Source organism: Pseudomonadota bacterium, assembly GCA_039024915.1.
Classification (GTDB): domain Bacteria; phylum Pseudomonadota; class Alphaproteobacteria; order Rhizobiales; family MH13; genus MH13.
In genome coordinates this window covers 300,103-313,912 of record JBCCPK010000005.1, presented here as the reverse complement: position 1 = coordinate 313,912, position 13,810 = coordinate 300,103, and the positions used below count along the sequence as shown (strand labels likewise).

Sequence of the window (13,810 nt, the reverse complement as noted above, 5' to 3'; positions counted from 1 at the left end):
CTTCCGGTCGCCCGGGACCACCCCGTTAAACTAGCATAAGATGACAGTGGCAGGGAGTCACAGTTCCGCCGCTTAGACCGAACGATCGACGCCTTCGGTATGCGCACCGTCAGTCGGCTTCGGCGCTTGCTCGGGTTCAGCGGCTCCGCGCCGCTCAACCTTCGGGTCCATCTTTGGGCCACCCTTCGAGACACCGACCATAGCGGGCCGCAGAACGCGTTCACCAATCATGAAACCGGGTGCAACCACCTCGGTGACCATTCCGGCAGGCTGAGATGGATCAGGCACTTCAAACATGGCCTGGTGCTGGTTGGGGTCGAAACGCGAGCCCCTGGGGTCGATTTTTTTGACACCATTTTTGTCGAGCACCGAAAGCAACTCGCGCTCTGTCATCTGGACGCCTTCAAGAAGGTTACGCCAAACATCGGATGCAGCCGCTTTGTCATCGTCGCTGATGACAGTCTGCGCGCGCGTCAGATTATCGGAAACCGAAAGCAAGTCGCGCGCAAAGCTGGAAACTGCGAACTTTTTGGCGTCCGCAACTTCACGGGCCGTGCGGCGGCGCAGGTTTTCCATTTCCGCGGCATCGCGCAGACGCATCTCGCGCATCTGCTCCATCTCATCCTGCAGCGCGCCGATCACAGCCTCGTAGTCAGGGCCCTCGGTCGGTGCGGTCTCCCACGCGCTCGGTTCTCCGCCCTCATCAAGGTCTCCAAGGGCCTCGTTGATGGCTTCCTCAGCGGCTTCGGCAGCCTCGTCGGCATGGATGGCAGCGGCTGCGTCTTCCGCCGCGCGTTGCTCCGCTGACTTGTCCCCACCGCTCATGATTATCCTCATCGCTTGCACAGTTCGCGTATCGGGTGTGCGATATCAGGGCTAGGGCACCAAAAATCAAGTGTGCAACGTCACACAAGGTCAGCTTGAGGACATTAGCCGACTTACGAGGCCCGCCGTATAGTCAACCACCGGGACAATACGGCTGTAATTCAGCCGTGTCGGGCCAATGACCCCGACCGCACCAACAATCGTGCCGGCATCGTCATGATAGGGCGCAACGATCATTGAGGAACCCGACAGGGAGAACAGCTTGTTTTCCGAACCTATGAAAATGCGCACACCGTCCGCCGTCTCCGCAGCGTTGAGAAGACGCGTCAACTCTTTCTTTGAATCAAGATCCTCAAAAAGCAGTCGGATACGTTCAAGATCTTCTAGTGCCGATACATCCTCGAGCAGGTTAGCGCGCCCACGCACAATGAGCTGTTGAGGGTTGCCCTCTTCCGCTCCGGCCCAACTGGCCAGACCCGCGTCGACCAGTGCGCGGGTCAACCTGCCAACTTCTTCGGACAGTGCTTTCTCTTGTTCGGCGAGCGCCTTGCGCGCCTCACTGAGCGTCATCCCGCGTAGATGCGCGTTCAGAAAATTACTCGCCTCGGACAGAGCGGATGCTGGCAATCCCTCCGGCAGGTCAATCAGACGGTTTTCAACCTGTGAGTCTTCGCCAACCAGCACCACCAGACCCTTTGTCGGCTCCAAGCGTATAAACTCGATGTGTTTGAGCCGACGATCCGCTTTCGATGCCAACACAAGCCCGGCGCCCGCTGTGAGCCCCGACAAGAGCGAGGACGTTTCCGCCAAGACATCCTCAACAGACCCTGTCTGGCGTTTAGCGTTGAGGTTCGCGTCGAGCGACTTGCGCGCATCCTCCGCAATGGACCCCACCTCCATGAAGGCATCGACAAAGAAGCGCAGCCCAAGTTCGGTCGGGAGCCGACCCGCTGAGATGTGAGGCGCGAAGACCAGTCCCAACGCCTCCAGATCGCTCATGACGTTTCGGATAGTCGCAGGAGAAAGCGAGGTGTGCGCGTTGCTGCGCCCCAGGTCGCGGCTCAGCGTCCGCGAGCCAAGCGGCTCGCCCGCTTCGAGATAATGATCGACGACGCGCCTGAAAATGTCGCGCGACCGCTCATCGAGATCCTCGAGCCTCGGTGAGGTCGCGTCACCCTCAGTTGACAGGGTTCCAAAAGGGCGGGAGCCGGGCGGGTTTACACTCATAAGGACGATTTAGTGGAAGATTTCTGAGACTTCCATAGTTGCAAAGCGTCTTGCAAGCTTGATCGGTGACGCGTAAAGGCGGGCAATTCCTTCACATTGCTTCGCAGAGGCGAAACCATGCGTCCTTCCAATCGCGCTGCCGACGCCCTTCGGCCCGTTACACTCGAACGCGGTTTTGCCCGCCACGCCGAGGGCTCATGCCTGGTGAGCTTTGGCAACACCAAGGTGATTTGCGCTGCGAGCGTGGAAGACCGCGTGCCTGGCTGGCTGCGCGGTCGCGGTTCAGGTTGGGTTACGGCCGAGTATGCGATGTTGCCGCGCTCAACGCATGAGCGCATGCGCCGTGAGGTGACCACCGGTAAGCAGTCTGGCCGAACACTCGAGATTCAACGTCTTATCGCACGGTCTTTGCGGGCGGTGGTTGATCTCAAGGCTCTGGGCGAGGTGATGATCACGGTCGACTGCGACGTCATTCAGGCCGACGGCGGAACGCGTACAGCGTCCATCACCGGCGCTTGGGTGGCACTGCACGATGCCCTGCAGTGGATGGAGCACCGTTCCATGCTTAAGGGCGCAGCGCTGAAGGACAAGGTGGCTGCAGTTTCCTGCGGCATCTACAAGGGCCAACCGGTTCTAGACTTGGACTATCTGGAAGATTCGGCGGCCGAAACCGACGCAAACTTCGTGCTCACCGGTTCCGGCGGGATTGTCGAAGTGCAAGGCACGGCGGAAGGCGCGCCGTTTTCCGAGGACGAGTTGGCTCAGCTTATTGCGCTTGCAAAGAAAGGCATTGGCGAACTCATCGAGCTGCAAACCCAGACGGTTGGGGGCTAACAGAATGGTCGCGCTCAAGGGGTTTGGCGAGCGACTTCTGATCGCCAGCCACAACCGCGGCAAGATCGACGAGCTACGGCAGTTACTGGAGCCGACAGGTCTGCCGGTGACCTCGGCGGCTGACCTCGAACTGGAGGTGCCGGAAGAGACCGGCACGACGTTCGAAGAGAACGCACTGATCAAAGCACGGGCGGGCTATGCCGCGACGGGTGCCGCGAGCCTGTCGGACGACTCGGGTTTGTGCGTTGATGCGTTGGGCGGAGACCCGGGGGTCTACACCGCCGACTGGGCCGGTCCGGATCGCGACTTCACCATGGCCATGCGGACGGTGGAGGAAAAGCTCCAAAGCGTCGGTGCTCGCGATCCAAACGAACGAACCGCGCGCTTCGTTGCCGTGCTTGCCCTCATCAAGATCGATGGTTCTGAGGTGACGTTCCGAGGCGAGGTTGAAGGCACACTTGTCTGGCCGCCACGGGGCGAAAAGGGCTTCGGCTACGATCCCATGTTCAAGCCGGAGGGCTTTGAGATCACGTTTGGCGAGATGACCGCCGAAGAGAAGCACGGCTGGATTCCCGGACAAACCAGCGGCCTGTCGCACCGCGCGCGAGCGTTCGAAAAACTGTTCAACGCCATCGCATCGGCGGGGCCGGCCTGACCGTGGACAGCGCGGCGACGGATCATCGGTTTCAGCCGATAAAGCGGGACGAAGATGCTGGCTTCGGCGTTTACGTGCACTGGCCGTTCTGCGCCTCGAAGTGCCCCTATTGCGATTTCAACTCACATGTTCGCGCCAAGGGTGTTGACGAAGAGCGCTATGCGCAAGCCTTCCGAACCGAGTTGGAAGCGATGGCGGAGCGTACGAAGGGACGCACGGTCTCAAGCATCTTTTTTGGCGGCGGCACGCCAAGCCTGATGAGCCCTGAAACGGTTCAGACGATCCTCGGCGCCATCCGCGAACTCTGGGCGGTCAGCAAATCCGCCGAAATCACGCTCGAAGCCAATCCCACAAGCGTTGAGGCGGACCGGTTTGCAGGGTTTCGCAAGGCTGGGGTCAACAGGGTTTCACTTGGCGTTCAGGCCCTCAACGATACTGATCTTCACGCTCTGGGTAGGACCCATTCCGCGGCCGATGCGCTGCGCGCTGTTCAGATCGCTCGCGATGCGTTCGATCGGATTTCGTTTGACCTGATCTATGCGCGTCCAGACCAATCGGTAAACCGCTGGGAAGAAGAGCTTGGCACGGCCCTTGGTTACGCCGCTGACCATTTATCGCTCTATCAGCTGACCATTGAGCCCGGAACGCAGTTTGAGATCCTGCACAAGGCAGGCCGTCTGAAGGTTCCCGACCCAGAAATCGCCGAAGAAATGTTCATATCGACGCAGGCACTGACGTCGGCTCGGGGGTTGTCAGCCTATGAGATTTCCAACCACGCCGCGAGCGAAGCTGCGTCGAGGCATAATCTCGTTTACTGGCGTTACGGCGAGTATGTTGGAGTCGGACCGGGCGCTCATGGCCGTTTAATCAAGGCCGATGACCCTTTCCGTCCGCGTGTCGCAACCTCCACCGAACGCTACCCGGAACACTGGCTGGCACGGGTCGAGCAGTTTGGTCACGGCCTTGTGGCAGACGATGCGCTGACCGCCGAAGAGATGGGCGATGAGTATCTGGTCATGGGGCTTCGCTTGCGCGAAGGCATCTCACGCGCCCGTTACGAAACGCTCTCAGGTGGCAGGACGTTTGATCCAAAGCAGGTCGATATGCTTATTGAGCAAGGGTTTATCGAAACCGATGGCGGCGATGGCCTGCGTGCAACGCGAGAGGGATCATTTCTTCTCGACGCGGTTGTCGCCGATCTGGCAGCCTAAAAGACGCCCTGGAACGAGCGCGGCGCGGCGGAAGCGATTTCCGTACCCGAGCCTGTCACGCGATAAACCGCGAGACCGCGCTGCGAAACGCCGTTCGAAAGGAATCGGAAGATACCGTCGAGACCAGAAAAGCCCGATGGTGCGTCAAGCTGGGCAGGGTCGATCCGGCCGTTGCCAGCCCGCGCCAGTGCGGCGGCAAGCGTAACGGCATCGTAACCAAGCGAGGCGATCCGCGTTGGTTGGCTGCCGTAGCGGCTGGTGTAACGGCTGACAAAATCCTGATACTGCGCGCGTGGGGGCGCCGGGTAGAGAGCGCCGGCAAGCGCCGGGCTGTTTTGAACCCTTGCGTCCTCCCACTGCCCGGAACCCAGAAACAGTGTGTTCTCCGGGGTCAGCCCGCCGGCTGATAGCTGCTGCGCGATAGACACCATGATGTCACCCGCTTCGGGCACGAAGAGGGCATTGAACTGCGCCCGATTGCGCGCAATGTCTGATGCAGCAGCGGAAACGGCGACCGTCGTCAAATCATAGCGTTGCACTGTCGCAACCTGCAGCCCGGCTGTTGCAGCGGCCTGGCGCATTTCCGCTTCCATGATCTGCCCGTAGGCATTGTTGGGAAGCAACGCACCCAGGGATGTCCGGTTCTGCGCCGCGGCGTAGTTGATGATCCGCCGCGCATCAGAGCTTGGCAGAAAGCTCAAAAGCTTGACCGAGCTGCTCGCGACCGACGCATCGGACGAGAATGCGATCACCGGCACGCCCGCTGGCTGCGTGACCCCGGCAACTGCGCGCACTTCGGCCGCAAAAATAGGCCCCAAGACGAGCTGCGCACCTTCGGCAAGCGCCTGAGATGCCACCGCAGCCGCACCCTGAGGCGTTCCACCAGTGTCCTTGATGATCAAAGAAATATCCGAGCCGCCCAACGCCGCAATTGCCATATCAGCCGCATTACGGAAGCTCGGGCCGACCTGCCCAGCGTTTCCGGTTGCGGTCAACGGCAGGAGCATGGCCACCCGCGCCGAGCCGGTGCCCAGCACCTGCCCTTGAGGTTGAACGGATGGGGTCGCTCCAACCAGCGGTCCTGTCGTTCTGCCTCCGGAGCCAAGGCCCGGGAAACCTGCAGGGCTGCACGCCGCTAACCCGAGTAAACCCGCACCAAGCATTCCTCGGGAGGCCACACGCCGGGTCATCGGTTTATGAGAGGCGGCCGACGATACGCCGTCTTCGTCCGGCTTCCGGGGCGCCTTTTTATTCGCCATGGTGTCCATCCTTTTCACCACAAATGGGCAGACCAACAATCTCAGTTCGCCCGACTTCAACCCCCGCCCGGAGCTTCAAACCCTGCCTTAACCAGTCGCTTTAACGACAATCGGGCGAAAAAAACAGATAAAGCAAGAAAATGGACGGGCAAACTCCTCGAAATCTGGGTTAACACTCTCTTTGTTCAGCGGATGGTTAACGATTTGCAAACACAGGGTCGCTTTTCGATCGGGCCTGCCACCTACGAGGCGCCGTCTCTTTCAGCTGGCTTGTACATCGTGGCGACACCAATCGGTAACCTCGGTGACATCACCGTGCGAGCGTTGGAAACCCTCGCTTCCTGTGATGTGATCGCGTGCGAAGATACGCGGGCCAGCCGAACATTGTGCGATCGTTACGGGATCTCGACGCCGCTTACCGCCTATCATGATCACAATGGCGACCGCGCGCGGCCTGCGCTGCTTAAGCGGCTCGAGCAGGGGCAATCGGTTGCTCTGATCTCTGATGCAGGTACACCGCTCATCGCGGACCCTGGCTATAAGCTGGTCGAGGCGGCGCGAGACGCCCGGCATTCCGTTGTCGCCATCCCAGGTCCGAGCGCGATCATTACCGCTCTGTCGATTGCTGGTCTACCGACCGATCGGTTTCTTTTTGCTGGCTTTTTGCCATCCAAAGCCTCTGCGCGTCGGCGCGTATTGGAAGAGTTGAATAGGGAACGACACACTCTGTGCTTCTACGAAGCCCCCAGCCGCCTCGCGGACACTTTGGAGAGCTTGGTTGATATTTTCGGAGGCGGAAGGCCGGCACGTGTCGCACGGGAACTCACCAAGCGCTTTGAGACCATCCAAGGCGAGACCCTCGCCGAGCTTGCGGACCACTATCGCCTGCAGGAGAAACCACGCGGGGAGATCGTGATCCTGGTCGGGCCAGCCCCGCCGACGGCGCCAGATGCCGATGAGCTCGACGCAGCATTGCGCCAAGCCCTGGTGACCGAAAGCCTAAAAGACGCTGCCAAGCAGGTTGCACAGAGCTTTGGACTGCGCCGACGCGATGTCTATCAAAGAGCTCTGGAACTCACCGCGGACGAGCATGATGAAGAAGGCGATTAGTAAACCACGAACGCGCGACCCGGTCGACCGGCAGGCTGCGTTTCAGCGTGGTGTCGACGCCGAGGATGTGGCCGCGCGGTGGCTGGAAGCGCTGGGGTTTGTCGAGATCGATAGGCGCGCCCGGATGAAGGGCGGTGAACTCGATTTGATTATGGAGGACGCCGAGACATTGATCTTCGTCGAAGTCAAAGCGCGCGCGAAGCTCTCTGCGGGTGCGGAATCGCTCAGCGCCCGCCAGCAGGCGCGCATTCGCACGGGGCTGCGTGCCTGGCTGGCGATACACGATCCGAGCGGAGAGCGCGCCGCGACAAGATCCATTCGCTGCGATGTCGTGCTGGTTGCGCCGGGCGTTGATCCCGTCCATATCCCCAACGCTTTCCCCGCTGCGCAGGACGACGGTTTCTGAGCAGCCCAGACGACGGTACGTGCGATGGGTTTGTCCGTTGCGGTCCAAATGGACCCCATTCAGTCGATTAACATTGCAGGCGATTCGACCTTTGCCATGCTGCTTGAGGCACAGGCGCGTGGTCATACGCTCAGCGTGTATACGCCCCAAACTATGGCCTTTCAGGCGGGTCACGTGACCGCGTCGGTGCACAGTGCGCAGGTCCGCGATGTGGTGGGTGATCACGTCACTTTGGGCGATCAGGTCCGGCGCGAACTGACTGAGTTTGACGTCATCCTGCTGCGCCAGGACCCGCCTTTCGATATGGCCTACATAACCTCGACGCACATGCTTGAGACCGTGCAGACAACCGGACCGACGCTCGTGGTCAATGATCCGACCGCGGTTCGCAACGCGCCCGAAAAAATTCTCGTGATGCGCTTCCCGGATCTGATGCCCCCCACACTGATCACCGAAGACAAAGCGGCCATCGAGGCCTTCTGGGCAGAGCATGGGGATATCGTCATCAAGCCGCTCTACGGCCATGGCGGCAAGGGCGTTGTGCGGCTGCGGGAGGGCGACCAGAATCTGGGATCGCTTCTTGGACTGTTCGGCGATCTTTTTCCCGAACCCTGGGTGGTGCAGACCTTCCTGCCGGAGATCGCGCAGGGCGATAAGCGGATCTTGCTGGTTCAGGGGGAGCCGTTTGGCCTCATCAATCGGGTGCCCGCTCAGGGCGACCTGCGATCCAACATGGTGGTCGGCGGTCGGGCTGAAGCAACCGAGCTGACCGATCGCGATCGGGAGATCTGCGCGGCCATCGGGCCCACTCTGCGGGAGATGGGGCTTCTGTTTGTCGGCATCGACGTGATCGGCCGCTTCATCACGGAGATCAACGTGACCTCTCCGACCGGCATTCGCGCGCTGGCAAACCTGGGTGGCGGCAACGCAGCGGCGGCAATGTGGGATGCGATTGAAGAGAAGCATAGATTGGCGCGCTAACTATCGGCACTGATGGTGAGGGCGAGGCGCGACAAACCATCTGTCTTCAAGCGGGTTCTCCTTTGGCTCTGCCGGCTTGTCGGCTACCGTGACCTGTTTGCGGTCGTATTGAGCTTTTTGATGCTCTGGTTCCTGCCGGCGAGCGGCCTGTGCGTGCCAGCCGGCGCGACCTTTTCGTGCGACAGTGCTTTCGGATCCTTCCTCGCAGGGATTACGCTGAACGTGGTTCTCTTGAGCGCTTTCACCGGCTTACCTGTCCTTCTTGCTATACCTGGCGCATTGATGACCGTCATCGATTTTGGTGGTTGGCTCAACCGGCGTCGCGAGCGCAAATCTGCAGACAGCTGATCTCAAACCTTCGTCGAGCAGCGTCTACGATCGTTTAGAAGCGACTAATGTTCTATTTTTGTTCTTGTTTGTTCGAACCAGCCATGGTTTGATCTTTTCTGGAAACGAAAGGATCGCGGTCATGGTTTCGCGCGTAACCACCGTTGCATTCCAAGGAGTTGATGCAGTCCCCGTGGATGTGCAGGTGCATATCTCATCGGGCCTGGTCGGTTTTTCGATTGTTGGACTGCCCGATAAAGCTGTCGCCGAAAGCCGGGAGCGCGTCAGGTCGGCGCTGGTCGCCTGCGGCATGGCGCTGCCGGCCAAGCGCATCACGGTCAATCTCGCTCCGGCGGATTTGCCCAAAGAGGGAAGCCATTTCGATTTGCCTATCGCACTGGGCATCATGGCGGCGATGGGGGCGGTACCAGCCGACGCCATAGCCGGACATGTCGTGCTCGGGGAACTGTCATTGGACGGCCAGCTTGCTGTTGTCTCGGGCGTCCTGCCAGCAGCGATGATGGCCGTGGGTCGGCAAGAGGGGCTGATCTGCCCTCATGCGTCAGGTTCGGAGGCAGCCTGGGCGGGCGAGGGATTGGATATCATCGCTGCCAAATCGCTGATCGACCTAACCAATCACCTTGAAGGACGGCAGCTGCTCAGTCGGCCGCGACCGGCCATCCGCAACCAGTGGACCGAAGGGCTGCCCGATCTGCACGATGTCCGTGGGCAGCATGGCGCCAAACGCGCTCTGGAGATTGCGGCCGCCGGTGGCCACAATCTTCTGATGATTGGGCCTCCGGGTTCGGGCAAATCCATGTTAGCGGCACGGTTACCCGCCTTGCTCCCGCCGCTCAGCCCGCGTGAATTACTGGATCTTTCCGTTGTCTGTTCGCTCGCGGGAACGCTTGAGGCAGGTGCCTTGAGCGACAAGAGGCCTTTCCGGGCGCCGCACCATTCGGCATCGATGGCGGCACTGGTCGGCGGCGGCATGCGGGCTAGACCCGGCGAAATCTCGCTGGCCCACCATGGCGTTCTGTTCCTCGACGAATTGCCCGAGTTTTCGCCCCAGGTCCTCGACAGCCTTCGCCAGCCGCTTGAGACGGGCGTCTGTCAGATCGCGCGCGCCAACCATCATGTGACCTATCCGGCTGCTTTTCAGCTGATCGCAGCCATGAATCCGTGCCGATGCGGGCATGCTGGAGAGCCCGGCCATGTCTGCAGCCGGGGGGCTAAATGCGCATCCGATTACCAAAACCGGGTCTCAGGTCCATTGATGGATCGGATAGATCTGCGCATCGATGTACCTGCGGTCACAGCACGCGATCTCTCAGACCCGGGTCAGCGCGAGACGAGTTCGCAGGTGGCAGCCCGTGTGGCAGACGCCCGCGAGCGGCAACTGCACCGGTACACTGGCGACGACAATCACATGACGGGTCGCTCCGCGCGTCAACAAGCCGGACAAGGCCAGATGGCCCGAGCGACGGTCAATGCGAGGGTCAGCCAGTCGGAAATCGAGAAGCAGATTTCTCTCGACGATGCAGCACAGCAACTTCTGGCGCAGGCAGCTGATCAAGCCGAGTTGTCAGCGAGGGGCTACTTCCGGGTCCTCAGGGTTGCCAGGACCATCGCCGATCTCGCTGCAAGCGATGAGGTCCGCCGCCCACATCTCGCGGAAGCGCTTGGATATCGTGGCTTTGAGCCCGGAATCCGGGTCGCTGCGTAAAGCACAACAGCCTGTAGCGGCCCCCGCGCAGCTGGTTTGCAGCTTATGCGTGGTCACCGTTCATCCGATACCAAGCCGGCGTAGTGAACGCTTGTTAACCATACGGTTTTAATGTTGAACCGTATGTCGCCCTCAGATGCCGCGTTTTCGGCATTCGGCGTCACCTGTCGATTACGAACGCAGGCGCAGGATCGATGAGCCGCTCGCCAACCAAGACGCAAAGCAACTCGCGCACCCCACACAACCGCGGCCGCTCCATGCAGAGTGCCGGCGCAACGGATCGTTCAAACGCGACAGAGCACGGTCGGCAAGGTCAAGCCGGCTCGGCCGACGCCGCATCACCAAGCACCGATGACGGCGCAGCGCGTCACGAAGCCGTGCGTCTCATAGGCGCTGTCAGCCATGAAATGCGCAATCCGCTCAATGGCATCCTTGGAATGGCCCATCTTCTGGCCGACACAACCCTCGACAAGGCCCAGCGCAACTATCTTGAAGCGATACAAAGCAGCGCGGACGTGTTGTTGACCCTCGTCAATGACCTGCTGGATTTGACGGCGCTGCAATCTGGCGCGGTGCCGATCAAGCGCACGCCTTGCGATATCGATCAGCTTGTGAACCAGACTTTGGAGCTTGCCGCGCCTGCGGCCCACGCACACGGCCTGGCGCTGGGCAGCTTCGTTGATCCAAGTATCGCCTACCCCCTTCGTGTCGATGCCGCTCGCGTGCGTCAGATTCTTACAAATCTCGTTTCAAACGCTGTAAAATTCACGCGCAGCGGAGGTGTTCGCGTCGATGTTCGCCTCAGCCATAAGCCGGCTGCAACGCATCATGATTTTGAGCCGCTCCTGGCAAAACCGGTGACGGCGAAATCACCTGACGCGGACGCAACGCTTATCATCGAAGTCAGCGATACCGGCGATGGCATCGAACCTGGTGAACAAGGCTTGATTTTCGAACCATTTGGTCGATCAAAAAGCGCCCATATCATGGGAACCCAGGGTACCGGGCTAGGCTTACCACTTTCTCGGGGTTTGGCGACCGCCATGGGTGGGACACTTGAGTTGGCCCACTCAGAGCCAGCCAGCGGGACGTGCATGCGATTGGCCATCCCGATCGAGGATTGTCCAATCGCCCTTTCTGCCGACGTCGGGCCGCTTGATGGCCTTCGTGTTTTAATCGCGATGCTAGCAGACGAAGATGAGCAGATCTCCATCGAAGCAGAGACCTTGGCGGCGTCCCTGCGAGCCGCTGGTGCTACGACCCGGCTGGTGAGCGATGCTGCGCAGCTGAACGGCCCACCGCACAACACCGACCACGTCCTGATCGATCATCGGTTCAGCCACGCTGTCCTATGGGCGCGATTATGCCTGCCCGGAACCGGAATCCGACCTGTCGTATTGATCAACGCTGAGGAGCGCAACGAACTCGCAGAGCTTCAACGGGCCGGCTTCGGTGGCTACCTGATGCGGCCGGTTCGCCGGGCGTCCATGATAGCCATGCTGACTGACCGTTTTCAGTCAGACCAGGACAGCGGCTTCCGCAACGATCCAGCTGATCGCGAACCCTCTTCCTGCGTTGCAATCAGTGAAGCCAAAAGCATCTTGCTCGCCGACGATAGTCCGGTGAACGCACTTCTCGTCAAAGCAGCGCTGGAGCGGGCAGGCCACACCGTCATGACTGTTGACGATGGTGCGCGGGCGATCGCGTTAGCTCACGATCAAGCAGGCTCACCGTTTGACATGATCCTTCTCGATCTTTCCATGCCAGTTCTCGATGGTTTTGCCGCCGCTCGACAGATCCGAGCGCAGGGATTTACCGGGCGTATTATTGCTATTTCGGGGAACACAGACCCGGAAATTGACAGCAAGCTGGCTAAAGCGGGGTTTGACGGCTTCGCGCAAAAGCCAGTGACGCCTGACGAGCTCGAGAAGCTCGTGGACGGGTAAAGTCCAGCCAGATACCGCGCCCGATTAACGTCGAAAGCACACTTAATCACTGCTCAAATCGGTGGCGCAAACCCGATCGACTGGCTAAACACAGGGCAGCGAACACACCATTGATCAGTCCGCCCGAAACGCCCGGCGATGGAAATGCCACGAACTGTCACGCCAGAAAAAAGAGCTGCCGCCTGCAAAGCAGAAGCGCCTTTCGAGAAGGCTGGCGGTCCGTTCTCGATCGTCTCGGATATGCTGCGATCCAAGGGTGATGCGTGGACCGCCCTTCTAGCGACAGGCTATGGCCGTTTTCCCCGGTCCCAAGCTGCGTCCGAAGGAAAATTAAACCGGCCATCAAGCGCGCCTGATCCGATGGCAAGCAAAGGGCGCAGCAACAGTCTGCCGCTTCCAGGGACCCCTCTGTATTTGCCAGATGAGGCCGACGCCGAGGCAGCCCTATCGAACCCTGTATTAGGGTCCATCGGGTCGCTTGAGGTACGCCTTGCTCAGTCCGCAACGGATCTGCACCGTGCCCAGAGGCTGCGCTATGAAATTTTCTACCAGGAGATGAAGGCCAGGCCGGGGCCGATGCGCCGCCTGTTGCGGCGCGACTTCGACGCCTACGACCGATTGTGCGATCACCTGCTTGTGCTCGACCATCAGGGGCCGCCTGATCCAGATACCGGTGGGCCGGCGGTTGTTGGCACCTACAGGCTCATGACCCAACAGGTCGCCGAGCAGAACCGGGGCTTTTACTCCCAAAGCGAATTCGACATCGGAACGCTGATTGGCCGACACCCCAGCCTGCGCTTTCTCGAATTGGGCCGGTCATGCGTTCGGGCACCGTACAGGTCGAAACGAACGGTAGAGCTGCTGTGGCATGGCATCTGGAGCTACGTTGTCAGCCGAAAGATTGATGTTCTTTTCGGATGCGCCAGCCTCGAAGGGACAGACCCGAACGCGCTCGCACTGCCGCTTGCCTACCTGCATCATTTTGCCATGGCGGATGCAAGATGGCGTACAAATGCCGTTGAAAGCCGGTTCGAGCCGATGGAGAAGCTACCTGTCGAAGCGATTGATCCGAAAAAAGCCCTTCGCGCGCTTCCCGCTCTGGTCAAAGGCTATCTGCGCCTTGGCGGGAAGGTGGGCGAGGGAGCGGTTGTGGATCATCAGTTCGGGACGACCGATGTGTTGATCGTGCTGCCGGTCGAAGAGATTTCGCACAGGTATATAAGCTTCTATGGAGCCGACGCGGCACGGCGCAAGGTGAGCTGAAAATATCTGCGTTTCGCACATGCGCTTACGGCGCCTGCGC

The 13,810-nt window shown here is 60.2% G+C and carries 13 protein-coding genes; 10 read left to right on the top strand and 3 right to left on the bottom strand.

All coding sequences use genetic code 11. From position 1 onward, the window contains the following. Positions 1-72: 72 nt before the first annotated feature. Together grpE and hrcA are read right to left on the bottom strand one after the other, a co-directional pair. A complete protein-coding gene (gene grpE / locus AAF739_12015) occupies positions 73-825 on the bottom strand; it encodes a nucleotide exchange factor GrpE (protein MEM6383393.1) in 753 nt (250 codons plus the stop codon). Between the two features lie 90 nt (positions 826-915). Then, on the bottom strand, positions 916-2,052 hold the full coding sequence (gene hrcA, locus AAF739_12010; GenBank protein MEM6383392.1) for a heat-inducible transcriptional repressor HrcA: 1,137 nt from the start codon (positions 2,050-2,052) through the stop codon (positions 916-918). A gap of 117 nt (positions 2,053-2,169) precedes the next feature. Here hrcA and rph point away from each other — a divergent pair, with 117 nt between their 5' ends. The 3 genes from rph to hemW are packed head-to-tail and all read left to right on the top strand — an operon-like array spanning position 2,170 to position 4,752. Then, complete coding sequence (gene rph, locus AAF739_12005) at positions 2,170-2,886, top strand: ribonuclease PH (protein MEM6383391.1); 717 nt, start codon at positions 2,170-2,172, stop codon at positions 2,884-2,886. A 4-nt stretch (positions 2,887-2,890) separates the two neighbouring features. Continuing rightward, positions 2,891-3,541, top strand: a complete 651-nt coding sequence (rdgB, locus tag AAF739_12000) for an RdgB/HAM1 family non-canonical purine NTP pyrophosphatase (protein ID MEM6383390.1) — start codon at positions 2,891-2,893, stop codon at positions 3,539-3,541. Positions 3,542-3,543: 2 nt separating this feature from the next. After that, positions 3,544-4,752 carry a radical SAM family heme chaperone HemW gene (hemW, locus tag AAF739_11995; protein MEM6383389.1) on the top strand — a complete coding sequence of 403 codons (1,209 nt, stop codon included), beginning with the start codon at positions 3,544-3,546 and terminating at the stop codon, positions 4,750-4,752. On the opposite strand, the gene AAF739_11990 is transcribed toward hemW, so the two are convergent. Further along, positions 4,749-6,011: a penicillin-binding protein activator gene (locus AAF739_11990; GenBank protein ID MEM6383388.1), complete on the bottom strand. Its 1,263-nt coding sequence runs from the start codon at positions 6,009-6,011 to the stop codon at positions 4,749-4,751. The two genes, hemW and AAF739_11990, sit on opposite strands and share 4 nt — an antisense overlap. Before the next feature lie 279 nt (positions 6,012-6,290). Between AAF739_11990 and rsmI the strand changes: the two genes are divergently transcribed. The 7 genes from rsmI to AAF739_11955 all read left to right on the top strand — a co-directional run bounded on the left by rsmI (position 6,291) and on the right by AAF739_11955 (position 13,770). Continuing rightward, a complete protein-coding gene (gene rsmI / locus AAF739_11985; protein MEM6383387.1) occupies positions 6,291-7,121 on the top strand; it encodes a 16S rRNA (cytidine(1402)-2'-O)-methyltransferase in 831 nt (276 codons plus the stop codon). Next, positions 7,102-7,527 (top strand): YraN family protein, encoded by a 426-nt coding sequence (locus tag AAF739_11980; protein ID MEM6383386.1) that lies wholly within the window; start codon positions 7,102-7,104, stop codon positions 7,525-7,527. Before rsmI ends, AAF739_11980 begins: the two co-directional genes overlap by 20 nt. A 24-nt stretch (positions 7,528-7,551) precedes the next feature. Next, positions 7,552-8,508 (top strand): glutathione synthase, encoded by a 957-nt coding sequence (gshB, locus tag AAF739_11975; protein MEM6383385.1) that lies wholly within the window; start codon positions 7,552-7,554, stop codon positions 8,506-8,508. A gap of 120 nt (positions 8,509-8,628) precedes the next feature. Further along, positions 8,629-8,856, top strand: a complete 228-nt coding sequence (locus tag AAF739_11970) for a hypothetical protein (protein MEM6383384.1) — start codon at positions 8,629-8,631, stop codon at positions 8,854-8,856. A gap of 121 nt (positions 8,857-8,977) precedes the next feature. Continuing rightward, positions 8,978-10,561, top strand: a complete 1,584-nt coding sequence (locus tag AAF739_11965) for a YifB family Mg chelatase-like AAA ATPase (protein ID MEM6383383.1) — start codon at positions 8,978-8,980, stop codon at positions 10,559-10,561. Between the two features lie 194 nt (positions 10,562-10,755). After that, positions 10,756-12,507 carry a response regulator gene (locus AAF739_11960; protein MEM6383382.1) on the top strand — a complete coding sequence of 584 codons (1,752 nt, stop codon included), beginning with the start codon at positions 10,756-10,758 and terminating at the stop codon, positions 12,505-12,507. A 144-nt stretch (positions 12,508-12,651) separates the two neighbouring features. Further along, positions 12,652-13,770, top strand: coding sequence for a GNAT family N-acyltransferase (locus tag AAF739_11955; protein ID MEM6383381.1), 1,119 nt, complete (start codon positions 12,652-12,654; stop codon positions 13,768-13,770). Positions 13,771-13,810: the final 40 nt, after the last annotated feature.

Bases quoted from the DNA above. Each gene is read 5' to 3' on its own strand.
- AAF739_11955 (MEM6383381.1), top strand. From the start codon at position 12,652: ATGCCACGAACTGTCACGCCAGAAAAAAGAGCTGCCGCCTGCAAAGCA.
- rdgB (MEM6383390.1), top strand. From the start codon at position 2,891: ATGGTCGCGCTCAAGGGGTTTGGCGAGCGACTTCTGATCGCCAGCCAC.
- AAF739_11970 (MEM6383384.1), top strand. From the start codon at position 8,629: ATGCTCTGGTTCCTGCCGGCGAGCGGCCTGTGCGTGCCAGCCGGCGCG.
- AAF739_11980 (MEM6383386.1), top strand. From the start codon at position 7,102: ATGATGAAGAAGGCGATTAGTAAACCACGAACGCGCGACCCGGTCGAC.
- AAF739_11960 (MEM6383382.1), top strand. From the start codon at position 10,756: ATGAGCCGCTCGCCAACCAAGACGCAAAGCAACTCGCGCACCCCACAC.
- hrcA (MEM6383392.1), bottom strand. From the start codon at position 2,052: ATGAGTGTAAACCCGCCCGGCTCCCGCCCTTTTGGAACCCTGTCAACT.
- gshB (MEM6383385.1), top strand. From the start codon at position 7,552: ATGGGTTTGTCCGTTGCGGTCCAAATGGACCCCATTCAGTCGATTAAC.
- grpE (MEM6383393.1), bottom strand. From the start codon at position 825: ATGAGCGGTGGGGACAAGTCAGCGGAGCAACGCGCGGCGGAAGACGCA.
- AAF739_11990 (MEM6383388.1), bottom strand. From the start codon at position 6,011: ATGGCGAATAAAAAGGCGCCCCGGAAGCCGGACGAAGACGGCGTATCG.
- rph (MEM6383391.1), top strand. From the start codon at position 2,170: ATGCGTCCTTCCAATCGCGCTGCCGACGCCCTTCGGCCCGTTACACTC.
- AAF739_11965 (MEM6383383.1), top strand. From the start codon at position 8,978: ATGGTTTCGCGCGTAACCACCGTTGCATTCCAAGGAGTTGATGCAGTC.